Genomic DNA, 21566 nt, shown 5'->3' on the forward strand with positions numbered 1-21566 from the left:
TTGTCGGGCGACCTCGGCGGGCGCAGAATTCCATGCACTCGAACTCCCAGAGGTCACCATGTCCATGCAATTTCGCACCTGGCTGTTGTACGGCATCTGTGCGGCCGCAGCGGCGCCCGCCCTCGCGGGGCCGGTGGAGGTCTCGTTCGTCGATGTCGATCGCTACGTCGATGCCGGCGACAAGTTTCGCGACGAAGCCCGCAACCTGAGGATCCTCGAGGAACACCTGAAGGCGCTCGGCCAGCGCCATCTGCCGGAAGGGCAAGCACTCAAGATCGAGGTGCTCCAGGTCGACCTGGCCGGCGAAATGCGGCCCACGCGGCGCGGCACCGACATGCGCATCGCGCGCGGCGGCGCCGACTGGCCGCGCATCATCCTGCGCTACACCTTGCAAGGCGAAGGCGGTGCCGCGGCACAGCCGCGCGAGGAAAGCGTCTCCGACATGACCTACCAGATGCGCTCGGCCTTCGGCTTTGCGCAGGAGTCGCTGTACTACGAAAAACGCATGCTCGCCGAATGGTTCCGCGAGCGGTTCGCTTCGGCGCCGTAGAGCACCTCGGCTCCAACGCCTCGGGCCGCCTCTGAGCGGCCTTTTTTGCGGCCATAAAGATACCAATCAGTTACCAGTATCGGCAGAATGACAATACCAATATTGATTTTGGTATGCATCACTGGTACTGTCGCGCGCCAACCATGGAGGACCGCGACGATGAACCCGATCCGACTCACCCGTCTCCATCAGCTGTTCGCAGCGCTCGCACTGGCAGGCGGCGTGCTGGCGGCCCATGCGGCGCCGTTGTGGCAGGAAGGCAGCACCTATGCCGCCGGCACGGTGGTCACCTACGGCGGCCGCGACTACCAGGCACTCGTCACGCACACGGCTCACGTCGGCGCCGGCTGGACGCCTGCTTCCACGCCCAGCCTCTGGAAGGACCTCGGCGTCAGCAGCGGCCCCGCGCCCGCCCCGACACCGGTGCCGACGCCTGCACCCACACCGGCACCCACACCGGCGCCCACGCCGGCGCCCACGCCACGGCCGTCGCCGACCCCTGCGCCCTCTCCCGCGCCGACCACCGGTTGTCACACTCCCTGGAACAGCAGTGCCGTCTACACCAACGGCTCTCTGGCGTCGTACGGCAGCCGCAACTACCGCGCGCAGTGGTGGACACAGAACGAAGTGCCACCGAGCAACGTCGGCAGCGGCAAGCCCTGGGTGGATCTCGGCGCCTGCATCGGTGGTGCGCCGACACCGGCCCCGACACCGGCACCCACGCCCGCCCCGACCCCTGCTCCCACGCCGACCCCGTCGCCCGCACCGACCCCCTCGCCCACACCGACGCCCCCGCCGGTGTCGGGCCTTCCCAGGCATGTGGTGGTGGGCTACTGGCACAACTTCGACAACGGCACCGGCACCATGCCGCTGCGTGACGTGCCCGACGAGTACGACATCATCAATGTGTCGTTCGCCGAAGGCGATCCGTTCGCGCCGGTGGGTACCGCGAAGTTCGTGCTCGACAAGGCCTTCAACGAGGCCGAGTTCATCGCCGACGTGAAGGCCAAGCAGGCCAAGGGCAAGCGGGTGCAGATCTCCCTCGGCGGCGCCAACGGCGTGATCATTCTCGACACGCTGGCCGCGCGCGAGCAGTTCATCAGGACGATGGGCGACATCATCGCCAGGTACGGTTTCAACGGCATCGACGTCGACATCGAGAACAACCTGTCGATCGGCGCCGGCGAGGACTTCCGCAATCCGCAGACCGCGCAGGTGGTGCATCTCATCGCCGGTGTGAAGGCGCTGAAGGCCCGCTTCGGCACCAACTTCTCCGTCACCATGGCGCCCGAGACCGCCTACGTACAAGGCGGCTACGGCGTCTCCGGCGGCATCTGGGGCGGCTACCTGGGCATCATCCACGGGCTGCGCAACGAGCTCACCCTGCTTCATGTGCAGCACTACAACACCGGCAGCATCACCGCCACCGATGAAAAGGCGTACAGCCAGGGCACCGTCGACTTCCAGGTGGCCATGACCGACATGCTGCTGACCGGCTTCAACGTCGGCCGCGACCCGGGCCGCTTCTTCCCGCCGCTGCGTGCCGATCAGGTGGGCTTCGGCGTGCCGGCCACACCGGGCGCGGCGCCGTCGGGCGGGTACATCACGGTGGCCCAGGGGCAACAGGCGATGGACTGCCTGATGAAGCTGGTGAACTGCGGCAGCTACAGGCCCAAGGCGGCACAACCCAGCCTGCGCGGCATCATGACCTGGTCGATCAACTGGGACCGCACCAACGGCTATGCGTTCGCGAAGGGTCACCGCAGCTACCTGAACCAGCAGCCCTGATCGATCGTCCGGGCCTTCGCGCCGTGCGGTATTTCGCGCCGCACGGCAATACCCATCCTGGCAGTCCGAGGCGGGCAGGCCTTGTCATGTTCGGGTGCTATGTTGGGCCTTCACTGGAGATCGACATGGCCAACAAGCCCTCGCAACTCGCCCGCAACGCACCGAACAGCAAGGGCTCCAGTGCCGGCGGCAGGGCGAGGGCGATGGCCGCGACACACGCCTGGATGGCCGCGGCAGCCCATGCAGGCCTTCCGGCGGAGCGCCGCGAATACCTGCGCGAGGCACTGCCGGCCACCGCAGCCCTGCTGGCGAGGCGACGCGCCGACATGATCGAAGACGGGGTGATCGACGACTACGTGGCACTGCAATGGCTCGAGTGGCACGGCGGCGGGCTGCGCCTGACGATCACCGGCACCAACGTCTGCGCGCAGGTGACGCAGAGCCTGCGTTGACGAAGCGCGTGGCGACCCGGGTCGCTCTGGTGTCGCTCTGGTGTCGCAAAAGTACGAGAGTCGTAAGAGAGTCTTGCCGACACGGAAAGCGCTGCGGCGGCTTCCTATAGTCATCCGACCCCCGGGCCCGGCTGCGCTGCCGGGCGGCGAATGGCACAGGGAGAAGTCGGCATGGACCACCAGCTTTCCGGCCAGCCTGCGTGCGCGCCGTCGTGTTCGGCCGCGCGCCGCATCATCCGACAGCTGCTGCTGGTGGCGGCCGTCATGGCGGTCGCACCGGGCCATGCGCAGCAGCAACAGCAGCCGGTGCTCGGCACCTGGAGCCATGTCGGCATGCTGCCCGGCTACACCGAGATGTTCGTGGCCGACATCGACAATGCCGGCCGCATCGTCGGCGGCGTGTGGGGACCCGGCGGCGCCTCGACCTCGGTGCTCTACAGCAACGGCCGCCTGAGCGAGATCGCCAACCTCGGCCTGCCCGGCGGTTCGGCCGCCGACATCAGCAACACCGGCTACATCGTCGGCGGCGCGCTCGACCGTGGCGACCCGCCGCGCACCATCGCCTACATCCATCACCCGGACGGCGCCCGCTACACCCAGCCCGGCCCGCCGAACGCAGCGTGGAGCCGTGCCTCGCATGTCAACGACGTCGGCGAGGCCGTCGGCACGGCGTCCCTGCAGTACCCAGGCTCGCTCGACGCGGTGCAAAGCGCCTTCCTGTACGACCGCAACGGCCAGCGCCACACGCTCGGCTGGGGCGCCTACACCGTGGCGACCGGCCTCAACAATGCCGGCCAGGTGGTGGGCCAGGGCCACCGGCCCGGCAGCGACACGGTGCGCGCCTTCACCTGGCGCAACGGCACGACCATCGACCTCGGCACGCTGGGCGGAGCCATCGCCACCACGGCCGGCATCAACGAGGCCGGGCAGATCGCCGGCACGTCCACCCTGGCCGGCCCGCTGAGCGAGGCGCCGCGGCATGCCTACCTGTGGGACAACGGTGTGATGACCGACCTCGGCACGCTCGGCGGCAGGGACAGCAACGCCTGGGACCTCAACAACGCCGGCGACGTGGTGGGCAGCTCCGCCGTCGACGGCAGCGGCCTCTTCCACCGCGCCTTCCTGTGGCGCGACGGCACGATGCGCGACCTGGGCACCTTCGGCGGGCTTGGCAGTGTGGCGCTGCAGGTCAATGAACGCGGCGACGTCGTCGGCGTGGCCGAGCTGGACGAGCTCGACTACAAGGGCAACCCGGTACAGCACGCCTTCCTGTGGCGCGACGGGCGGCTCATCGACCTGAGCGCCTCGCTGGCGGCCTCGTTCAACGACATCAGCCAGATCGACCCGTACAGCGTGCACATGAACGACGTCGGGCACATCACCCTGTACGGCATCACCGCCGGCGGGTTGCGCGGCATCTTCCTGCTCACGCAGGTGCCGGAGCCTGCCACCTGGGCCATGCTGCTGGCAGGTGCACTGACCTTGTGGGTGCGGCTGCGCCGGCGCGTCGGCAGCGCTTCGGCTCGCCTGGCCACGAGCACGGGTACCGTGCGGCACGGCCCGCGGGAGGTTGCCGCCTGAGGGCACAGCGACGATGATGGCGGCCCTTCCCTTGTCTCGGAGACCGCCCCGATGAACACCGCCTTCCTGCGCACCGCCACACTTGTCGCCGCTGCCGCCCTCGCCTGCAGCGCCTGGGCACAGTCCAAGGCCGCTGCAGACGCGGCCAAGGAACCCGGTGCGGTGGTCACCGCCAGCGGCCTCGTGTACCGCTCGCTGAAGGAAGGCACCGGAGCCAGCCCGGTGGCCGCCGACACGGTGAAGGTCCACTACAAGGGCACGCTGCCCGATGGCACCGAGTTCGACAGCTCCTACAAGCGCGGCACGCCGGCGGAGTTTCCGCTGTCGCGCGTGATCAAGTGCTGGACCGAAGGCGTGCAGCGCATGAAGGTGGGCGGCAAGGCCCGGCTCACCTGCCCGCCCGGCATCGCCTACGGCGAGCGTGGCGCTGGCGGCGTGATCCCGCCCAATGCCACGCTGCACTTCGAGGTGGAGCTGCTGGCCATCGCCGGCAAGTGAAAGCAAGCCACCCTGGCGGAACGCCACCTGATGAACGCTACTTGAGGCAGACCGCCTCCACGTTGTTGCCGTCCGGGTCGATCAGGAAGGCTGCGTAGTAGGTCGGCGAGTAGTGCTCGCGAGGGCCGGGCGCGCCGTTGTCGCGGCCGCCCGCTTCAATGCCCTTGCGATGGAAGCCCTGCACGGCCTGGTGGTCCTTCGCGGCGAAGGCCACATGCGTGCCGGGGCCGGCGCCTTCCTTGGTGGCGTAGATCCACAGCGCCGGCGCGTCCTTGGGGCCGAAGCCGGCGCAGGTATCGTCGCTGTAGCCGAGCACGTGCCCGAGGGGGGCCAGTGCCTCGGTGTAGAAGCGCACGCTGGCACTCAGGTCGCGGGCCTTGATGCCGATGTGATCGAACATGGTTCACCTCCGTCATGAATGAATGGACGCAGGTGATGCTAGGAACGGCGCTCGATCCGGTCTTGGAGAAACTTGCGCTCGCCGCGCGCGGCCTGGCGGAAGCCCCGTGGCGACACACCGGCCGCACGGCCGAAGGTGCGCACGAAGTTCGACAGGTCGTTGAAGCCCACGTCGTAGGCGACGTCGGTGATGGAACGGTCTTCGTCGGCCAGCAGGCGCGCCGCATGGCGCAGGCGCGAACGCACGAGGTACTGGTGCGGCGTGACACCCACCACCTTGGCGAACAGCCGCAGGAAGTGGAACGGGCTCAGCTGCGCCTGGGCTGCGCTGCGCTCGAGGTCGATGCCGGCATCGTGCGAATGGGCATCGAGCCAGAGCGCTGCCTCGACGGCACGCCGCCGGTCAGACGCCCGCAGTGCCCCGGCCGCAACCGAGGCCCGTGTGGTCGAGACCAGCGCCATGAACCTGGCCGCCAGCAGCAGCCCGGCTTCATCCACTCCCACATCATTGCGGCCGTCGGCGGCCGCCTGGGCCAGCTCGCCCATCACCACCAGCTCGGGCAAGGGCGGCAGCCCCCGGCTCTGCCAGGCACTGCCGGCCCGGCCGGCAATGCCTTCCGCCAGTTCGGACGACAGGTGGAACGAGAGGCACTCGTCGCCGCACACATGGTGGTCATGGGTGCACACGTATTCGTCGCCGGCCCGCCCCACCAGCACCGAGCCGGCCACCAGCTCGGAAGTCACGCCCCGGCAGCGGTAGCCGAAGCTGCCCCTGCGCACGTACGACACCGAGTGCCGGCCATGCAGCTCGGTGAACGGCCGGTCGCCCGGGCCGGCCTGGCAGCAGTAGTCCCACACGCGCAGCGCAGAGTCTTCATGCAGCAAGACGGTGGAGGGGCGCGGCGCTTTCATGGCAGCCTGTTCAGAACAGCGGCAGCGTGCCGTTCAGCGTGGCGCCCTCGATGGCCAGCAGCCTGAGCTTGGTCTCCACGCCCCCCGGCGCGGAAAAGCCGCCGGTCTGGCCCCCGGCCGCCAGCACCCGGTGGCAAGGGACCACCAGCGGGAAGGGATTGCGACCGAGCGCCTGGCCCACCCGGCGCGCGGCACCCGGCTCCCCCAGCTGCCGGGCCAGCTCGCCATAGGTGAGCGTGTGGCCGGGCGCGATGCGGCGCGCCAGCTCATACACCCGGCGATCGAATGCCGGCAGGTCCTGCATGTCCAGCGGCACCTCGGCCAGGTCTCGCGCCTGGCCCTGCAGCAAGGCCACGATGCCGTCGATCGCGGCCGCCACTGCGGGCGGCGGCACCGCCTCGCCGGCCGACGCGAAGCTGCGCGACCGCGGCGCGCCGTCGAGCGCAGGCAGGCGCACCGCCACCACCGCCTCGTGCTCGTTCCACGCGATGCCGCAGCGGCCGATGGCGGTCTCGAAGCTGGCAAAACTTGTGGCTTTCATGGGTTGCACATCATGCCGCCGCAACGGCAGGCGTGTCGGCCGCGGCACAATCGCGACCCTTCCCCGAGAGGACTTCCGCCCTGATGCGACTGACCCGACCGGCCCTGGGCCGCAGCCTGGCCCTGGTGTTCGCCTGGGCCACCGCCTCGGGCCTGGCCGCCGCCACACCTGTCGAGAGCCCCTGCCAGGATCGGCTGGCCACGCCCGCAGGCAACGCCCCCGTGCCGCCCGCCAGGCTGGCCGGCCTGCGCTACAGCTGTACCGAACTGCCGGGCGGGCAGCATGTGCTCGTCGCAGAGGCAGGCCAGCAACAAGCGCAGACGGTGCTGCTGGTGCACGGCCTGGGCAACAACGCGCACCGCGACTGGCGCGCCACCCTGGAGCCCCTCGCACAGCGGTTCCACGTGATCGCGCTCGACCTGCCCGGCTTTGGCGCGTCGCCAGCGCCCGCCGGCGTGCATTCGTTCGAACAGCTGGGGCAGACGCTGGCCGCGGTGCTGGACCTTCACGCCCCCGGCCGGCGGGTGCATGTGGTGGGCCATTCGCTCGGCGGCGCGGCCAGCCTGCACTTCGCCCACCGCCACGCCGACCGCGTGGACCGGCTGGTGCTGGTGGACGCCGCCGGCATCCTGCACAAGTCGGTGTTCGCGCAGCATCTCACCCGACCGGCGGCGCCCGCGTTCGGCTTCGAACCGGTCGATCGTTTCCTGGCGGCTGCCGGCGACCGGGTCAACGCGCTGCACCGCGGCTTGTTCAGCATGCTGGACGACCGTTTCGACTTCAGCCGCTGGCTGGTCGACACACCCCGGGTCCGGCAGGCCCTGCTGGGCGGCCACACGCAGGTGGATGCGGCGCTCGGGCTCGTCGAGCACGACTTCACACAGGCGATCCGCGAACTGCGGGCGCCCACCACGGTGATCTGGGGCCGCGACGACCCGGTGGCGCCGCCGCGCACCGGCGCACTGCTCGCTGCACGGCTGCCCGACGCCCGCTGGCAGGTCATCGACGGCGCGCAGCACGTGCCGATGACCGAGCAGCCGCAGCGGTTCAACCGCCTGCTGATGTCTGCTCTTGCGGAGCCGCTGGCGCCCCGGTTCGAGGCCGAAGTGCCCCCAGGCGAGCAGGGCCAGGTCGCCTGCCGCAACGCTTCCGGCAGGCGCTACAGCGGCGTGTACGAAAGCCTCACGCTGGAAAACTGCCACGGCGTTCGCATCGAGCACGCGCGCATCGGCCGGCTGGTGATGGTGGGCTCGTCCGCGACGCTGGAACATTCGGTCATCGATGCGGCCAGCGGCGTGGCACTCGATGCGCAGCGCAGCCGCATCATGGCCACCGCCGTGCGGCTCAAGGGCCGCATCGGGCTGCGCGCGGCCGCCAGCCACCTCGACTTCGCCGGCGCCACGGTGTCGGCCAGCGAAAGGAGCATCGACATGCCGACACCGAGCCGGGTCTACTTCTCGGTCAGCGAGGTCGAGAGCGCCGGCCGGCCCGCCGATGCCCACCGCATCTGGCCGGTGCCCGCCGCCGACTGAGGGGCGGGACCTCAGCGCCTGCCGAAGACCTTCTTCGCGCCACCCACCACCGCCAGCACCACGGCCCCGGCGACCACGCCGAACAGCGCGCCGCCCACCGGCAGCACCAGCGCTCCCAGCACCGGGCCGGCGCCGTGCTCCAGTCCCTGGAGGCCGTGGTGAACCACCGGCAGCCCGTGCACCAGGATGCCGCCGCCCACCAGGAACATGGCCGCCGTGCCGGCGATCGACAGGCCCTTCATCAGGTAGGGCGCGCCCTTCACGATGGCATCGCCGATGCTGCGGGTCGCCGCGCGACTGCTGCGGCTCAGGTACAGGCCGAAGTCGTCGAGCTTCACGATGCCGGCCACGAGGCCATACACGCCGATGGTCATGAGCACGGCGATGCCGATCAGCACGCCCACCTGGGTGGCAAAGCTGGCGCCTGCCACGGCCCCGAGCGAGATGACGATGATCTCGGCCGACAGGATGAAGTCGGTGCGCACCGCGCCCTTGATCTTGTCCTTCTCCAGCGCCACCAGGTCCACGTTCGGATCGGAAAGCGCCTGCGTGAGTTCGGCATGGTGGGCATCGTCTTCAGCCTGACTGTGCAGGAACTTGTGCGCGAGCTTCTCGACACCTTCGAAACACAGGAAGGCGCCGCCGATCATCAGCAGCGGCGTGATGAGCCCGGGGGCGAACACGCTGATCGCCAGCGCCGCCGGCACCAGGATGGCCTTGTTGACCGCCGAGCCCTTGGCCACCGCCCAGACCACCGGCAGCTCGCGGTCGGCCGCCACCCCTGCCACCTGCTGGGCATTGAGCGCGAGATCGTCGCCCAGCACGCCGGCGGTCTTCTTGGCGGCGACCTTGGTCAGCAACGCCACGTCGTCGAGCATGGTGGCGATGTCGTCGAGCAGTGCAAGCAGGCTGGTGGCCATCAGGTAGTCCCTCTCCGTTGTCACCCGTGTCGTGTGGCCATGCAGGCGGCGTGCCGGCCCGGCTCCAGGGGCGGCATGGTACCGGGCTGGCGTGAATGCCCGCGCCGCCGGTCTGCGGGGGTGCGAGGTCAGGATCGGGGGAGTGGGCCGACGCGGCCCGGGGGGCGCGGCTCGGTGAGCCGGCGGGAGAACGCTGTTGGAGATCAACCGGGCCACCGTTCGGCGGCCCTGGCGGCAAGACGCCTCAGTGGCTGCGCATCACCGCCGGGGTGGCGTATTCGCGGCCGACCACCACCCGCGCGTACAGGTAGTTCGCGCGGGCCTTTTCGCTCATCAGGTCGAAGCGCACCTCGCCCCGGTCGTCGCACGGGAATGTGAGAGCGCGGCCTTCGCTGAACAACGATTGGAAACGCAGTTCGAAGCGGGGTTGCTGTTCGCAAAGAGGCAGGGTCGCGGTGTTCATGTTGATCTCCGTTTGCCAGTTTGTGTGTCCGATGACTTCAATTTAGAACTACGCGCCCGCGAGATCACTGGATGCATGCCGGTGAGAACTGTCGGAAGGGTGCTGGAGGCCTTGTAGGAAATGCGCTGACAAGTGTCGCTCGGGCCGACCCGCTTCACCGCACAATGCGCCGCATGACGCCAACCGAAGACCCTCGCGCCCACAGCCCGGCCGCCGAACGCAACAAGCAGCCCATCCTCGAGGTGCTGCGGCAGGTATTGCGCGCCGAGGGCGGCGACCTGCTCGAGATCGCCTGCGGCAGCGGCCAGCACGCGGCCCATTTCGCCGCCGCCCTGCCCGCCTGGACCTGGTGGCCCAGCGACGCCAATCCGCAGGTGCTGCCTTCCGTCAGGGCCTGGGTTGCAGACGCCGGCATCGCCAATGTGCGCGCGCCGCTGCAGCTCGACGTGACCGCCGCCCAGTGGCCGGTCGGGCAGGTCGATGCGATCTACTGCGCCAACATGCTGCATGCCTCGCCGTGGGCCACCTGCCGCGGGCTGATGCAGGGTGCGGCGCGCCACCTGGCGCCGCACGGTTTGCTCATCACCTATGGCCCCTACCTGCTCGACGACCTGCCCACTGCGCCCAGCAACCTGTCGTTCGACGCCGACCTGCGTGAACGCAACCCGGCCTGGGGGCTGCGCCGCCTCGCCGATGTGCTGGCCGAAGCACACCAGGCCGGCCTGGCATTGACGCAGCGCTTCGCCATGCCCGCCAACAACCTGATGCTGGTGTTCGCGCACCCTGCGGCATGAGCAGCCCCGAAGAGCCGCGCCATCCGGTGTCCCTCGAGCCGGCCGGGCTGCGCTTCGACGCGCCGGCCTCCGTGCCGCTGCTGAAGGCCGCGCAGGCTGCCGGCATCCGCCTGCCGAGTTCCTGCCGCAACGGCACCTGCCGCGCCTGCATGTGCCGGCTGCTGAGCGGCACCATCGAATACACCATCGAGTGGCCGGGCCTGCTGGCCGAGGAAAAGCGCGAGGGCTGGATCCTGCCCTGCGTGGCGCGGGCGACGTCTGCGCTGGTGATCGCATCGTCCGAGGCCTCGGTTCAAACCCAGGCCGGCAAGCGATGAAGAAGCAGGGAACGATCGTGCGCTGGGATGCCGCCCGGGGCTTCGGCTTCATACGCTCACCCGGCGGCACCGACGTCTTTCTTCACGTGCGCGACTTCCGCGATGCCGGCACTGCGCCACGCGAAGGGCTGGACGTCGTCTTCGAGGAAATCCACGTGGGCGGCAAAGGCCCGCGAGCGATGGCGGTCCATGCCGCCGGGTCGCGTGCCGTGACCCCGTCGAGGCAGCCATGGCCGCGCCCTGCAACGACGAAGACCGCCGCCGGCATTTCGCCCTTGCACAGCCTGCTCGTGGCCTGCCTGATGATGGCCTATGCAGCGGTGCTGCTGTGGGCTGTGTGGCACCGCCACCTCACCGTGCCGGTGCTTGGCGCCGCGGCGCTGCTCAACGCCATCACGTTCTTCGTGTACTGGCGCGACAAGTACGCCGCGCAACGCGGTGCCTGGCGCACGCCGGAATCGAGTTTGCATGCCTTGAGCCTCGCCGGCGGCTGGCCTGGCGCCTGGCTGGCGCAGCAGGTGCTTCGCCACAAGTCCAGCAAGGCGCAGTTCCGCGCGGTGTACTGGGGCACGGTCGCGCTGCATTGGGGCGGGCTGCTGGCGTGGCTGCGGCAAACCACGCAACGCGGCTGAAACAGCCGCGTCCGGGCGGCGCCTCAGGCGGACCGCAGCCACTCGGCGTAACGCAACAGGTCCACGTTGCCGCCGCTCACCATGACGCCCACGCGCTTGCCTTCCACCGGCCGCAGCTTGGCAAGCAGCGCCGCAGTGCCCAGGCAGCCGGTCGGCTCGACCACGAGCTTCAGTCTCTCGGCGAACAGGCGCATCGCCTGAACCAGCTGCGCATCGCTCACGGTGAGCACGCCCTTCACCAGCTGCTGGATCACCGGGAAGGTCAGTGCCCCGACGAGGTGGGTCTGCGCCGCGTCGGCGATGGTGCGCGGCACCTCGATGGCCACCCGCTCGCCTCGCTGCAGCGAACGCTGCACGTCGTTGCCGGCCTCCGGCTCCACGCCCCACACTTCGCAGGCGGGCGCGAGGTGGTTGGCCGCCGTGGCGCTGCCGCTGATGAGCCCGCCGCCGCCGATGCCGACGAACAGCAGGTCGAGCGGCCCCACCTCCTCGAGCAGCTCCTTGACCGCCGTGCCCTGCCCCGCCATCACGTGCGGATGGTCGTAGGGCGGCACCACCGCCATGCCCCGCTCGGCAGCGATGTCGCGGCCGATCTGCTCGCGGTCCGCGGTGTAGCGGTCATACAGCACCACCTCGGCGCCATAGCCGCGGGTGGCGGCCAGCTTGATGGGCGGCGAGTCCTCGGGCATCGCGATCACCGCCGGCATGCCCAGCAGTTGCGCGGCCAGCGCGACCGCCTGGCCATGGTTGCCCGACGACCAGGCGATCACGCCGCGGCGGCGCTGCTCGGCCGAGAGTTGCGACAGGGTGTTGTACGCGCCCCGGAACTTGAAGGCGCCGACCCGCTGCAGGTTCTCGCACTTGAAGAACACCTGCGCACCGGTGAGCCGGTCGACGTGGCGCGACGTGACCACCGGCGTGCGGTGCGCCACGCCCTTCAGGCGTTCGGCAGCGGCTTCGACGTCTGGCCAGGTGATGGGCAGGTCCATGGGGGCGTCCTCTGTAGGCGGCGGTCGAGGCCCGACGATAGCCCCTGCGCGCGCATTTGAAACTGTGGGCCCCGGCGCGCTGATACAGCGCTCAGCCTCCGGCGTCCTTGCGGCACTGCGCCTGCAGCTCGGCCCAGCCTCGTGCGCCCAGCGCCTCCAGCGTTCGCATGTTGGCCTCGTAGATGGCGTCCGGGTCGGGGAATGCAGCCACCGCGCGGTCGATGCTTTCCTCACGCAACAGATGCAAGGTTGGGTAAGGCGAGCGGTTGGTGGCGTTGGTCACGTCGTCCGGCCCGGTGCCGGCGAACTGGTAGTGCGGGTGGAAGCTGGCCACCTGCAGCACGCCCTCGTAGCCCAGCTCCGCCACGGCCCTGTCGGCCACGTCGAGGAAGTCGTTGTAGTCGGCGAAGTCGGTGAGCACGCGGGGGTGGATCAGCAGCGTCGTGTCCACGACGGCCGGGTCGGCTTCGGCCAGCAGGCGCAGCTCCTCCCGCAGCACGGCCAGCAGCGTTTGCGCATCGCTGGTGCTGCACACCACGTAGCGCACCTGCTGCTTCACATGCACCGCCTTCGCAAACGGGCACAGGTTGAGCCCGATCACGGCGCGCACCAGCCAGGCGCGGGTTTCGGCGACGACCCTGTCGTCGTCCTCTCTCGTCTCTGTCGTGTTCATGGCCGCAACTGTATGGCCCCCCGCGTTGACACAGTGCAGCGCCGCTGTGGCTTCACGCCCGCGGCGAGGCCGGGGAAGCTCGAGGCCCGTTCACGAAAGCCCCGCATGACCGAACTGCTGCCGCTGGCCACCTACTCGCTCGTGATGTCGAGCACCCCCGGCCCCAACAACCTCATGCTCACCACCTCGGGCGCCAACTTCGGCTATCGCCGCACCCTGCCCCACATCCTGGGCATCGGCGCCGGCCACGGCGTGCAGATGTGGCTCACCTGCCTGGGCCTGGGTGCACTGTTCGCCCGCTATCCGCTGCTGCACACCGGCCTGCAGGCCGCCGGCGCGGCCTACCTGGTGTGGCTGGCCTGGAAGCTCACCGGCAGCGCCATCGGCCGCGCCGAGCTGCCGCAGCCCGTCAGCTTCTGGCAGGCAGCGGCCTTCCAGTTCGTGAATCCGAAGAACTGGGTCAAGTCGGTGACGGTTGCCTCGGTGTTCCTGCCGCCCGCGCTTGGCACCGGCACGGCGGCGCTGGTGGCCATGGTCATCACGGTGGCCATCAACTTCCCCTGCGTGTCGATGTGGACCCTGTTCGGCGTGGCGATCCGGCGCCTGCTCACCGACCCGCGCCGCCAGCGCATCTTCAATGTCATCATGGCGGCCACCCTCGTGGCGCTGGCGCTGTTGCTGCTGGTGCGCTGACCGACCGCCTGCCTTCATGTTCTCACTCGACCGCGATTCATCGGTGCCGCTGGCCGACCAGATCGAGCACCGCCTGCGCGCCTTCATCGAAGGCGGCCAGCTCTCGTCCGGAGCCCGGCTGCCGTCGATCCGCACGCTGGCCGCGCAACTGGGCGTGAGCCCGAACACGGTGGTCACCGCCTACGACCGGCTGGTGGCCGCCGCCTGCATCGACAGCCGCGGCACGGCCGGCTTCTTCGTGAGCGAAGCCGCCTCGCAGCCCGGCCAGATGCCGGGGGCTTCGCTCATCGAGCCCGGCGACGAACAGGAGCCGGTGTGGCTGGTGCAGCAGGCCAACAACCTGCGCGCCGACATGCTGCCGGCCAGCAGCGGCGCGCTGCCGGTGGCCTGGCTCGAAGACGCGGTGCCGGCCGCCGTGGTGCAGCGGGCGCTGGCCCGCAGCAGCGGCGGCCTGGCCCGGCGCTGCCCGCCGCAAGGCCTGCCCGAGCTGCGCGAGCGCCTGGCCATGCTGATGCGCGCGCAGGGGCTCGCGGTCGATGCGAGCCGCGTGCTCACCACCTATGGCAGCACACATGCCATCGACCTGATCTGCCGCACCTTCCTGCAGCCCGGCGACGCGGTGCTGGTCGAAGACCCTGGCTACTTCCTGCTGTTCGACCGGCTGCGCCTGGCCGGTGTGCGGCTGGTGCCCGTTGCACGCCGCATCGACGGGCCGGACGTCGACCAGGTCGAGGCCGCCTGCCTGGAGCACCGGCCGCGGCTCATGTTCCTGCAGAGCGTGCTGCACAACCCCACCGGCTGGAGCAGCAGCGCCGCCAGGCTGCACCGCCTGCTGGTGCTGGCCGAGCAGCACGGCTTCCTGATCGCCGAGGACGACGTGCACGGCCACTTCCACCCCGGCTCGGCCACCCGCGTGGCGCAGCTGGCCGAGCTGCGCCAGGTCATCTACTACTCCAGCTTCTGCAAGGCACTGAGCCCCGGGCTGCGGCTGGGCTACATCGCAGCCGAGCCGGCGCTGCTGAAGCCGCTGCTGCGCGAGAAGATCCATTCGGTGCTCACCACCGCCGCCCTCAACGAGTTCGTGCTGCTCGAGTTGCTGGCGGCCGGCCGCGTGCGCAAGCACCTCGACCGGCTCCAGCAGAAGCTCGCCACGGCACGCCGGGCCGCGACGAAGCAGCTGCGCCAGGCCGGCATCCTGCTGGAGCACCCGGCCGAAGGCGGGCTGTTCCTGTGGGGCTCGGTGCCGCAGGGCGTGGACGTGGACGAACTGGTGAAGGACGCCTTCCGCAACGGCCTGCTGCTGTCGCGCGGCGCCACCTTCATGGCCGACGGGCGCCCGGACCCGCACCTGCGCTTCAACGTGGTGTACAGCCAGCATGAGCGGCTGGCCACCTACCTGCGCGAGCGGCTGGGCGCGCTGTCGAGCGCGCGCCAGGTGATCGGGCGTGCGGCGTCGAAGGTGGGGTAGGGACACAGAGCGCAGACAGCCGCGGAGGAATCCAGGGTGTTCTTGCCACGTAACCCGCCCGTGTCTACATTGCCTCCCCTTGTGCCGCCCGAAGCCGCGGCAGGAGGTTCCATGTACGGACTCATCGGACAGTTCACCGCCGCCCCGCTGATGGTGCAGGCATCTTGAGCACCGCCGCCCCCCGCACGCCCCGCCTCGCCTCCATCGACGCGCTGCGCGGCCTCACCGTCGCAGCCATGCTGCTGGTCAACTACCCCGGCAGCTGGAGCCATGTGTGGGCGCCGCTGCGCCATGCCAGGTGGCACGGCGCCACGCCCACCGACTTCATCTTTCCCTGGTTCCTGCTGATCGTGGGCCTGTCCATCGGCCTGGCCTTCGGCCCGAAGCTCGATGCCGGCCGCACCCACGATGGCGCGCTCACCCGTGCCCTGCTGCTGCGCGGCCTGCGCATCTTCGCGCTCGGGCTGGTGCTCAACCTGGCCACCTGGCTGCTGCTCGACACGCGAGGCTTCCGGCTGATGGGGGTGCTGCAGCGCATCGGCATCTGCTTCGCCTGCGTGGGGCTCGTGGCGATCCACCTGCGCAGCCTGTGCGCGCAGTGGGCACTGCTGGCGGCCTTGCTGCTCGGCTACTGGGCGCTGCTCGCCGCCGGCGGCCCGCTGGAGCCGGGCCAGAACATCGCCGACCGGGTGGACAACGCGGTGCTCGGCCCGCTGGCCTATGCGCTGGACCGCAGCACCGGCCGCTACAGCGACCCCGAGGGCCTGCTCAGCACGCTGCCGGCCATCGCCACCACCCTGCTCGGCCTGCTGGCCAGCCACCGGCTGCGCGCCGGCAAGGCTTCGCGCCTGTGGGGTGCCGGCGTGGCGGCCGTGGCGCTGGGTGGCCTGTGGTCGCTGGTGCTGCCGCTCAACAAGGCCTTGTGGACGCCCTCCTACGTACTGTGGACCGGTGGTTTCGGCCTGCTGGCAGTGGCGCTGGCACACGAGCTGATCGACCTGCGCGGCTGGCCGGCGCTGGGCACGAGCCTGGGCCTCAACGCGATCACGGTCTACGCCGGCACCTGGCTGCTGTTCTGCGTGCTGATGGCGCTGGGCGTGCTGCAGTGGATCAACCAGCACCTGTTCGCGCAGCCGCTCACGCCGCTGGCCGGACCCGAGGCGGCATCGTTCGCGTTTGCCTTGGCGTTTCTTGCGCCGTGGTGCGTGCTGGCGGTGTGGGCAAGGCGGCGCGGCTGGCGGATCACCATCTGACAGCAGCCGGCTACAGGTACTTCAGCCAGGCGATGTCGCGCCGCCGCGCCTTGAAGGCGGCGAAGGCGCGCACCGCCGGATACAGCAGCACCGCAAGCAGCACGGCCGCGGCCCACACCTGCCACATCGCGTCGAAGCCGAACACCGCCCCCTGGTTCGGCCCCCAGGCGGCCAGCGCCCCGAGGTAGAGGAACTTCAGCACGTACAGGTGCAGCACGTAGAAGAACATCGGCGCGGCGCCGTATGCCGCCAGCGGCGCCAGCCAGCGCCGCCGCCTGTCGGACGCCAGCTCGAACGCCCGCAGCAGCTGCAGGCCCACGCCCAGGGTGAGCGCAACGAACAGCAGCGACGGCGGGTACTTGGTGACGTTGACGAAGCCCATCGCCGTCTGCAGCGCCGTATCGCCCGCCGTCCACGGCCGGTCGCCGTAGACGTCGAGCGCGCGCAGCACGACGAAGCCCGCGAGCAGGCCCAGGCCCCAGGCGAGCAGCCGGCGGCGGCGCAAGCCGGGGTCGGCGCCGGGCAGGAACCACGGTCCTGCCGCATAGCCCAGGGCGATCACGCCGATCCACGGCAGCAGCGGGTACGAGGTGCGCAGCCGCAGCGACTGCGTCACGTCGATCCAGCCGCGGTCATGCAGCACGGCCCACGGCACCTGCAGCGGGTGGCCTGCGTCGAAGTGCAGGCCGTCGAGCAGGTTGTGACCCGCCACGATGACGAGGGCGAGGCCGATCAGGACGCGGCGCGGCAGCCACACCAGCGCGGCCAGCGCCAGCATGCTGAGGCCGATGGCCCAGATCACCTGCAGGTACACCCGCGCCGGCGGGAACTGGAAGGTCCACGCGAAGTTGACCACCGTCATCTCGAGCACCACGAGGAACAGCCCGCGCCGCCACAGGAATGAAGACGCGGCCGCCCGCGCGCCCTCGCCATGGCGTGCGCCATACAGAAACGCCGCCAGGCCGGCGAGGAACATGAACACCGGCGCACACAGGTGGGCCAGCACCCGGCTGAAGAACAGGTCGGGCGCGGTGTGCACAAGGTCGATCGGGTCGCCGACCTGGTGGTGCAGATAGAAGGTCTCGCGCACGTGGTCGAGCAGCATGACCACGATGACGAAGCCGCGCAGCGCGTCGATGGACTGCAGTCGTGGTGTCGCAGAGGAGGAGCTTTGCATTGCAGGTGTGCTGGATGGACCGTCGGCCGCTGGGCGGGCGCCGATGGTAGTGCCCCGGACGAATCGCCACAGCGCCTCGCACAAGACCTGCCCCGGTCATGGCTTCATCATTCATTGAGAGTGATTCTCATTTATATTGCGGGCCCTTTTCCCAGCCGGACCCGCATGGAACTCCACCGACAACGCTTCCTTTTCGCCACGCTGCTCACGGCCGCAAGCTGCGGCGCCACTGCGGCGGCTGCCGAAGAATCCTCGACCACCGACCCGAAGGCGACCCGCCAAGTGCAGGCCGAACTGCCCGCGCAGCAGATCGTCGGCCGCCGCCAGTCGGGCCAGTACAACGCCAGCACATCCGCCGGCGCCACCAAGACCGACACACCGCTGATCGAAGTGCCGCAGGCCGTGCGCGTGATGACTCGCCAGCTGGTGGACGACCTGAGCGCTCAGAGGCTGGACGACGTGCTGGACTACGCGGCCGGCGTTTCGCGCCAGAACAACTTCGGCGGCACCTGGGACAACGTGGCCATCCGCGGCTTTGCGGGTCATGAAGACAGCACCATGTCGATGCTGCGCAACGGCATGCCGGCCAACCGCGGCTTCAACGCCCCGCGCGACACGGCCAATCTGGAGCAGATCGAGTTTCTCAAGGGCACGATGGGCGCGCTGTACGGCAGCAGCGAGCCGGGCGGCACGCTCAACCTGGTGACCAAGCAGCCGCGCTTCACCGCCGGCCACTCGGTCGAAGGCTACGTGGGCAGCTACAACTACAAGCGCATGGCGGTCGACAGCACGGGCCCGCTCAACGGTGGGGGTGATGAAGCCCCCACGCTGGCCTACCGCCTGAACGCGTCGGTGGAAGACAAGGACAGCTTCCGCGACGAGGTGCACAGCCGCCGCACGCTGCTGGCCCCCGCGCTTACGTGGAACGCGACGCCCGACACGCAGCTGCGCTACGACGGCGAATGGTTGCGGCAGGCCGCCCCGCTGGATCGCGGCGTGGTGGTCGTCAACGGCCAGATCGACGCGGTGCCCGTCTCGCGCTTCTACGGCGAGACCAACGTGGCCGACACCACCATCGACAACCACACCCACCAGTTCTTTGCCGACCATACGCTCAGCGAGCAGTGGTCGCTGCACGGCGGCCTGCAGCTCAAGCGCGGCACGCTCGAGGGCTTCGGCATCGAGCAAGTGCCATTCGGCGGCCCCGACTGCGCCACCTCGATGAACACACGCGACTGGCTGTGCCGCCGCCTGCGCTATCGCAACTTCGAGTCGCGCGAGACCTCGGTGCAACTCGAAGCCCGCGGCAAGCTGAGCACGGGCGACGTGAAGCACGAGCTGATGGTGGGCGTGGAAGCGGCACGCTTTACCCAGGACCGCACCATGCTCGACCACGCCGGCGGGCTGCGCAACAGCCTGGGCATCTCGGTCTCCAACCCCGTGTACGGCCGGGTCACCTACCCGCCCCTGAGCGCGCTCAACGTCAACCGCAACGGCACGCTCAAGGACAACACCCGCGCCCTCTACGTGCAGGACGTGGTATCGCTCACGAGCTCGCTCAGGCTGCTGGCCGGGCTGCGCCACGACCGCGCCACCTCCCGCAACACCAGCATCAACGGTTCGAGCAGCGAGCAGGAGCCCCGCGCCACGTCGCCGCGGCTGGGCCTCGCATGGATGATCCAGCCCACGCTCTCGGCCTACGCGAGCACCGGCCGCTCGTTCCGCGCCAACACCGACCGTGACACCACCGGCAACTTCTTCGCACCGCAAAGGGGCAAGGCCCACGAAGCCGGCCTGAAGTGGGAATCACAGGACGGCCGCCTGAGCAGCAACGTGGCGGTGTTCGACATCACCAAGACCAATGTGCCCACCAACCTGGACCCGAACACCGAGCTCTACGGCAGCGCGATGAGCGTGCACAACAAGGGCGTCGAGTTCGAACTGGCCGGCTGGGTGGCGACAGGCTGGCGCGCGGCGCTGTCCTATGTCTACCTCGACGCCGACCCGAAGGTGAAGCAGTTCGCCCGCCACAGCGGAAGCGCTTTCCTTGTGCACGAGACCACGCTGTCCAGCGGCGACCTCGTGGGCCTGGGCGGGGGTGTCACCCACGTGGGCGCACGCCAGGGCGACAGCGACGGCCAGTGGGGCGACACCCCCGTTCAGTTGCCCGCCTACACCGTGGCCAAGCTCACGGCCTACTGGAACGCGACCCGCCAGCTGCGCGTCTCGCTCGACGTGGACAACCTGTTCGACAAGACCTACTACACCAGCGCCTACAACAGCGTGTGGGTGGCGCCGGGCGCGCCGCGCACCGTGATCGCGGGCGTGCAATACAAGTTCTGACGCTGCAGGGAGCCATCACATGAACAAGTTCGCAATGCTCGCTGCCGCGGTGGCGGCGGCAGGCCTCGGCTTCTTCGCGCAGCCCTGCGAGGCCCACGGCATCTGGTTCGCGCAGCGCGCCGGGCGCCTGGCGCTCGTCTACGGCGAAGGCGCCGAAGACCTCGACGCGGTGAAGCGGCTGCCGAAGATCACCTCGGTGGCCGCCTGGTCGGCCGAGGGGCAGGATGTGGTGGCTAGCCTGCAGCCCCAGGGCCCGCTGGCCGTGCTGGACGCGCAGGCCCTGCCCGCGGTGATCACCGCCACCATGGACAACGGCCTCTGGACCAAGGACACGCAGGGCAAGTGGCACGGCAAGGGCAAGGACGAGGTCGCCGGCGCCGCGCAAAGCGGGCGCTACATGAAGTACACGACCCACCTCGCGAGCCTGCCCGCGGGCGCGATGCGGCCGCAGCCGGGTCTCGCGCTGCAGCTCGTGCCGGTGGGCAAGACCTTCCCGCGCCACCGCAACGACAAGCTCACCGTGCAGGTGCTGTTCGAAGGCCGGCCCTTGCCCCGGGCGAAGGTATGGCCCGACATGGTGGGCGACCCCGATGCCCGGCCGCTGGTGGCCGATGCCCGTGGCCGCATCACGCTAGCGGTGCGCAACCAGGGCCACAACGTCGTGAAGACCGAGCACGAAAGCGCGCCCGCCGATCCCGGCAGGGCCGACATGACCCATCACCTCGCCACGCTGTCGTTCGCGTTGGGTCACGCGCCGGAGTGAGACCTAGCGGCGCGACCGCCCCAGCCCGAGCAGCCGCCCGACCAAGCCGGTGGCGCTGCGCGCGGCCGGGTTGGTGCGGGTCATCATCAGGCACTGCGCCAGGTACAGCGCGTTGATGAGGCGGCTGGCCCGCTCGAGGCTCATGCCGGGCCATGACGCGATGTCGCGCAGCGACGCCGCCTCGCGGCGCAGCCGTTGCACCGAGGGCCCGAGCGCGCCCGGTGCCATGAGGTTTTCGGTGGCCGGATCCTTGATGGCACGGTAGGCGGCCGTGCCGCCGATCTCGGACAGCAGTTCGCGCCGCGGCCCGCGCAGCGCCACCAGCCACAGCAGCGGCAGCAGCGGCCGGTAATGGGCCGCCTGGCCCACCCGTTCGTACATCCAGTGCCCCGGTGGGCGCACGCCCGGCGGCTCGATGTTGATGAGCTTCAGGTCGTCGAGCCGCTCCACGGTGGTGGGCGCCATCTCGCGCGGCGAGTGGTAGAGCATCTGCAGCGGGAACAGGGTCACCGGCCAGACGTAGTGGCCGTGCTGCAGGTAGAGGAGTGCCGCTTCGCGCTGGCGCATGCAGGCGGCCATGACCTCGAGGGCGTCGTCGGCCGCATTGCGCTCGTCGAGCCGGTTGAGCTCGGCCATCAGCGTGGTGGGAAGCACCGTCGGCCCCTCCAGCTTCATGTAGCCGCTGGTGCCGGTGTTCATGCGCATGCGCTCGTAGTCGCTGATGCGCCAAAGGCTGGAGTCGTCGAAGTCGCGCATGGGGACAAGACCGTGCGGAGCCCGGGCAATTGGCCGTGGCTCCGCTGGGTTTCCCTCCCTGGCAACGCCGGG

The 21566-nt window shown here is 69.9% G+C and carries 23 protein-coding genes; 14 read left to right on the forward strand and 9 right to left on the reverse strand.

Going from position 1 to position 21566, the window contains the following annotated elements; genetic code table 11:
• Positions 1 to 58: 58 nt before the first annotated feature.
• The 5 genes from E8D38_RS13830 (at position 59) to E8D38_RS13850 (ending at position 4869) form a co-directional block, all read left to right on the forward strand.
• Entirely contained in the window at positions 59 to 550 is a 492-nt protein-coding gene (locus E8D38_RS13830; RefSeq protein ID WP_181179135.1) for a DUF3016 domain-containing protein, read from the forward strand.
• A gap of 159 nt (positions 551 to 709) precedes the next feature.
• Positions 710 to 2338: a chitinase gene (locus E8D38_RS13835; RefSeq protein ID WP_140631408.1), complete on the forward strand. Its 1629-nt coding sequence runs from the start codon at positions 710 to 712 to the stop codon at positions 2336 to 2338.
• Between the two features lie 125 nt (positions 2339 to 2463).
• A complete protein-coding gene (locus E8D38_RS13840) occupies positions 2464 to 2790 on the forward strand; it encodes a hypothetical protein (RefSeq protein ID WP_342779543.1) in 327 nt (108 codons plus the stop codon).
• 171 nt (positions 2791 to 2961) lie between these two features.
• Complete coding sequence (locus E8D38_RS13845) at positions 2962 to 4371, forward strand: PEP-CTERM sorting domain-containing protein (protein ID WP_181179136.1); 1410 nt, start codon at positions 2962 to 2964, stop codon at positions 4369 to 4371.
• Between the two features lie 51 nt (positions 4372 to 4422).
• Positions 4423 to 4869, forward strand: coding sequence for an FKBP-type peptidyl-prolyl cis-trans isomerase (locus E8D38_RS13850; protein WP_140631416.1), 447 nt, complete (start codon positions 4423 to 4425; stop codon positions 4867 to 4869).
• A gap of 37 nt (positions 4870 to 4906) precedes the next feature.
• Here the strand turns inward: E8D38_RS13850 and E8D38_RS13855 are convergent, their stop codons facing one another.
• The 3 genes from E8D38_RS13855 to E8D38_RS13865 are packed head-to-tail and all read right to left on the reverse strand — an operon-like array spanning position 4907 to position 6721.
• Entirely contained in the window at positions 4907 to 5269 is a 363-nt protein-coding gene (locus E8D38_RS13855) for a VOC family protein (RefSeq protein ID WP_140631422.1), read from the reverse strand.
• A 38-nt stretch (positions 5270 to 5307) separates the two neighbouring features.
• Positions 5308 to 6180: a helix-turn-helix transcriptional regulator gene (locus E8D38_RS13860; RefSeq protein WP_140631427.1), complete on the reverse strand. Its 873-nt coding sequence runs from the start codon at positions 6178 to 6180 to the stop codon at positions 5308 to 5310.
• Between the two features lie 10 nt (positions 6181 to 6190).
• Positions 6191 to 6721 carry a methylated-DNA--[protein]-cysteine S-methyltransferase gene (locus E8D38_RS13865; RefSeq protein ID WP_140631431.1) on the reverse strand — a complete coding sequence of 177 codons (531 nt, stop codon included), beginning with the start codon at positions 6719 to 6721 and terminating at the stop codon, positions 6191 to 6193.
• Between the two features lie 83 nt (positions 6722 to 6804).
• On the opposite strand from E8D38_RS13865, the gene E8D38_RS13870 reads away from it, so the two are divergent.
• Positions 6805 to 8253, forward strand: a complete 1449-nt coding sequence (locus E8D38_RS13870) for an alpha/beta fold hydrolase (RefSeq protein WP_140631434.1) — start codon at positions 6805 to 6807, stop codon at positions 8251 to 8253.
• Positions 8254 to 8264: 11 nt separating this feature from the next.
• Here the strand turns inward: E8D38_RS13870 and E8D38_RS13875 are convergent, their stop codons facing one another.
• Positions 8265 to 9173: a DUF808 domain-containing protein gene (locus tag E8D38_RS13875; RefSeq protein ID WP_219851743.1), complete on the reverse strand. Its 909-nt coding sequence runs from the start codon at positions 9171 to 9173 to the stop codon at positions 8265 to 8267.
• Between the two features lie 244 nt (positions 9174 to 9417).
• Complete coding sequence (locus tag E8D38_RS13880; RefSeq protein WP_140631437.1) at positions 9418 to 9636, reverse strand: hypothetical protein; 219 nt, start codon at positions 9634 to 9636, stop codon at positions 9418 to 9420.
• Positions 9637 to 9809: 173 nt separating this feature from the next.
• On the opposite strand from E8D38_RS13880, the gene E8D38_RS13885 reads away from it, so the two are divergent.
• From E8D38_RS13885 to E8D38_RS13895, 3 genes are read left to right on the forward strand one after another with little or no spacing between them, the layout of a single operon-like run.
• A complete protein-coding gene (locus E8D38_RS13885) occupies positions 9810 to 10430 on the forward strand; it encodes a DUF938 domain-containing protein (RefSeq protein ID WP_140631440.1) in 621 nt (206 codons plus the stop codon).
• Positions 10427 to 10747 carry a 2Fe-2S iron-sulfur cluster-binding protein gene (locus E8D38_RS13890; RefSeq protein ID WP_140631442.1) on the forward strand — a complete coding sequence of 107 codons (321 nt, stop codon included), beginning with the start codon at positions 10427 to 10429 and terminating at the stop codon, positions 10745 to 10747. The genes E8D38_RS13885 and E8D38_RS13890 overlap by 4 nt, the downstream gene beginning before the upstream one ends.
• The gene (locus E8D38_RS13895) at positions 10744 to 11379 is read left to right on the forward strand and encodes a DUF1294 domain-containing protein (RefSeq protein ID WP_140631444.1); all 636 of its coding nucleotides are present in this window, start codon (positions 10744 to 10746) and stop codon (positions 11377 to 11379) included. The genes E8D38_RS13890 and E8D38_RS13895 overlap by 4 nt, the downstream gene beginning before the upstream one ends.
• Positions 11380 to 11402: 23 nt before the next feature.
• On the opposite strand, the gene E8D38_RS13900 is transcribed toward E8D38_RS13895, so the two are convergent.
• Both E8D38_RS13900 and E8D38_RS13905 read right to left on the reverse strand, forming a co-directional pair.
• Complete coding sequence (locus tag E8D38_RS13900) at positions 11403 to 12368, reverse strand: threo-3-hydroxy-L-aspartate ammonia-lyase (RefSeq protein ID WP_140631447.1); 966 nt, start codon at positions 12366 to 12368, stop codon at positions 11403 to 11405.
• A 91-nt stretch (positions 12369 to 12459) separates the two neighbouring features.
• Positions 12460 to 13041 (reverse strand): DUF1415 domain-containing protein, encoded by a 582-nt coding sequence (locus tag E8D38_RS13905; RefSeq protein ID WP_140631449.1) that lies wholly within the window; start codon positions 13039 to 13041, stop codon positions 12460 to 12462.
• Between the two features lie 105 nt (positions 13042 to 13146).
• Between E8D38_RS13905 and E8D38_RS13910 the strand changes: the two genes are divergently transcribed.
• From E8D38_RS13910 to E8D38_RS13920, 3 genes are all read left to right on the forward strand, one after another.
• The gene (locus E8D38_RS13910) at positions 13147 to 13734 is read left to right on the forward strand and encodes a LysE family translocator (protein ID WP_140631451.1); all 588 of its coding nucleotides are present in this window, start codon (positions 13147 to 13149) and stop codon (positions 13732 to 13734) included.
• A gap of 16 nt (positions 13735 to 13750) precedes the next feature.
• On the forward strand, positions 13751 to 15202 hold the full coding sequence (locus E8D38_RS13915; protein WP_140631453.1) for an aminotransferase-like domain-containing protein: 1452 nt from the start codon (positions 13751 to 13753) through the stop codon (positions 15200 to 15202).
• Positions 15203 to 15366: 164 nt separating this feature from the next.
• A complete protein-coding gene (locus E8D38_RS13920; protein WP_246099480.1) occupies positions 15367 to 16455 on the forward strand; it encodes an acyltransferase family protein in 1089 nt (362 codons plus the stop codon).
• Positions 16456 to 16465: 10 nt separating this feature from the next.
• On the opposite strand, the gene E8D38_RS13925 is transcribed toward E8D38_RS13920, so the two are convergent.
• Complete coding sequence (locus E8D38_RS13925; protein WP_140631456.1) at positions 16466 to 17632, reverse strand: acetyltransferase domain-containing protein; 1167 nt, start codon at positions 17630 to 17632, stop codon at positions 16466 to 16468.
• 165 nt (positions 17633 to 17797) lie between these two features.
• On the opposite strand from E8D38_RS13925, the gene E8D38_RS13930 reads away from it, so the two are divergent.
• Complete coding sequence (locus tag E8D38_RS13930) at positions 17798 to 19975, forward strand: TonB-dependent siderophore receptor (RefSeq protein ID WP_140631458.1); 2178 nt, start codon at positions 17798 to 17800, stop codon at positions 19973 to 19975.
• A 19-nt stretch (positions 19976 to 19994) separates the two neighbouring features.
• The gene (locus E8D38_RS13935) at positions 19995 to 20738 is read left to right on the forward strand and encodes a DUF4198 domain-containing protein (protein WP_140631460.1); all 744 of its coding nucleotides are present in this window, start codon (positions 19995 to 19997) and stop codon (positions 20736 to 20738) included.
• A gap of 3 nt (positions 20739 to 20741) precedes the next feature.
• Here the strand turns inward: E8D38_RS13935 and E8D38_RS13940 are convergent, their stop codons facing one another.
• On the reverse strand, positions 20742 to 21494 hold the full coding sequence (locus E8D38_RS13940; protein ID WP_140631462.1) for a hypothetical protein: 753 nt from the start codon (positions 21492 to 21494) through the stop codon (positions 20742 to 20744).
• Between the last annotated feature and the right edge of the window lie 72 nt (positions 21495 to 21566).

This window comes from Methylibium rhizosphaerae (assembly GCF_006386545.1).
GTDB lineage: Bacteria > Pseudomonadota > Gammaproteobacteria > Burkholderiales > Burkholderiaceae_C > Pseudorivibacter > Pseudorivibacter rhizosphaerae.

Excerpts from the sequence above, each read along its gene's own strand:
- E8D38_RS13835 (WP_140631408.1), top strand. The coding sequence starts at position 710 with ATGAACCCGATCCGACTCACCCGTCTCCATCAGCTGTTCGCAGCGCTC.
- E8D38_RS13895 (WP_140631444.1), top strand. The coding sequence starts at position 10,744 with ATGAAGAAGCAGGGAACGATCGTGCGCTGGGATGCCGCCCGGGGCTTC.
- E8D38_RS13905 (WP_140631449.1), bottom strand. The coding sequence starts at position 13,041 with ATGAACACGACAGAGACGAGAGAGGACGACGACAGGGTCGTCGCCGAA.
- E8D38_RS13845 (WP_181179136.1), top strand. The coding sequence starts at position 2,962 with ATGGACCACCAGCTTTCCGGCCAGCCTGCGTGCGCGCCGTCGTGTTCG.
- E8D38_RS13840 (WP_342779543.1), top strand. The coding sequence starts at position 2,464 with ATGGCCAACAAGCCCTCGCAACTCGCCCGCAACGCACCGAACAGCAAG.
- E8D38_RS13875 (WP_219851743.1), bottom strand. The coding sequence starts at position 9,173 with ATGGCCACCAGCCTGCTTGCACTGCTCGACGACATCGCCACCATGCTC.
- E8D38_RS13935 (WP_140631460.1), top strand. The coding sequence starts at position 19,995 with ATGAACAAGTTCGCAATGCTCGCTGCCGCGGTGGCGGCGGCAGGCCTC.
- E8D38_RS13860 (WP_140631427.1), bottom strand. The coding sequence starts at position 6,180 with ATGAAAGCGCCGCGCCCCTCCACCGTCTTGCTGCATGAAGACTCTGCG.
- E8D38_RS13855 (WP_140631422.1), bottom strand. The coding sequence starts at position 5,269 with ATGTTCGATCACATCGGCATCAAGGCCCGCGACCTGAGTGCCAGCGTG.
- E8D38_RS13880 (WP_140631437.1), bottom strand. The coding sequence starts at position 9,636 with ATGAACACCGCGACCCTGCCTCTTTGCGAACAGCAACCCCGCTTCGAA.
- E8D38_RS13885 (WP_140631440.1), top strand. The coding sequence starts at position 9,810 with ATGACGCCAACCGAAGACCCTCGCGCCCACAGCCCGGCCGCCGAACGC.
- E8D38_RS13830 (WP_181179135.1), top strand. The coding sequence starts at position 59 with ATGTCCATGCAATTTCGCACCTGGCTGTTGTACGGCATCTGTGCGGCC.
- E8D38_RS13915 (WP_140631453.1), top strand. The coding sequence starts at position 13,751 with ATGTTCTCACTCGACCGCGATTCATCGGTGCCGCTGGCCGACCAGATC.
- E8D38_RS13890 (WP_140631442.1), top strand. The coding sequence starts at position 10,427 with ATGAGCAGCCCCGAAGAGCCGCGCCATCCGGTGTCCCTCGAGCCGGCC.
- E8D38_RS13900 (WP_140631447.1), bottom strand. The coding sequence starts at position 12,368 with ATGGACCTGCCCATCACCTGGCCAGACGTCGAAGCCGCTGCCGAACGC.
- E8D38_RS13925 (WP_140631456.1), bottom strand. The coding sequence starts at position 17,632 with ATGCAAAGCTCCTCCTCTGCGACACCACGACTGCAGTCCATCGACGCG.
- E8D38_RS13910 (WP_140631451.1), top strand. The coding sequence starts at position 13,147 with ATGACCGAACTGCTGCCGCTGGCCACCTACTCGCTCGTGATGTCGAGC.
- E8D38_RS13850 (WP_140631416.1), top strand. The coding sequence starts at position 4,423 with ATGAACACCGCCTTCCTGCGCACCGCCACACTTGTCGCCGCTGCCGCC.
- E8D38_RS13865 (WP_140631431.1), bottom strand. The coding sequence starts at position 6,721 with ATGAAAGCCACAAGTTTTGCCAGCTTCGAGACCGCCATCGGCCGCTGC.
- E8D38_RS13940 (WP_140631462.1), bottom strand. The coding sequence starts at position 21,494 with ATGCGCGACTTCGACGACTCCAGCCTTTGGCGCATCAGCGACTACGAG.
- E8D38_RS13930 (WP_140631458.1), top strand. The coding sequence starts at position 17,798 with ATGGAACTCCACCGACAACGCTTCCTTTTCGCCACGCTGCTCACGGCC.
- E8D38_RS13870 (WP_140631434.1), top strand. The coding sequence starts at position 6,805 with ATGCGACTGACCCGACCGGCCCTGGGCCGCAGCCTGGCCCTGGTGTTC.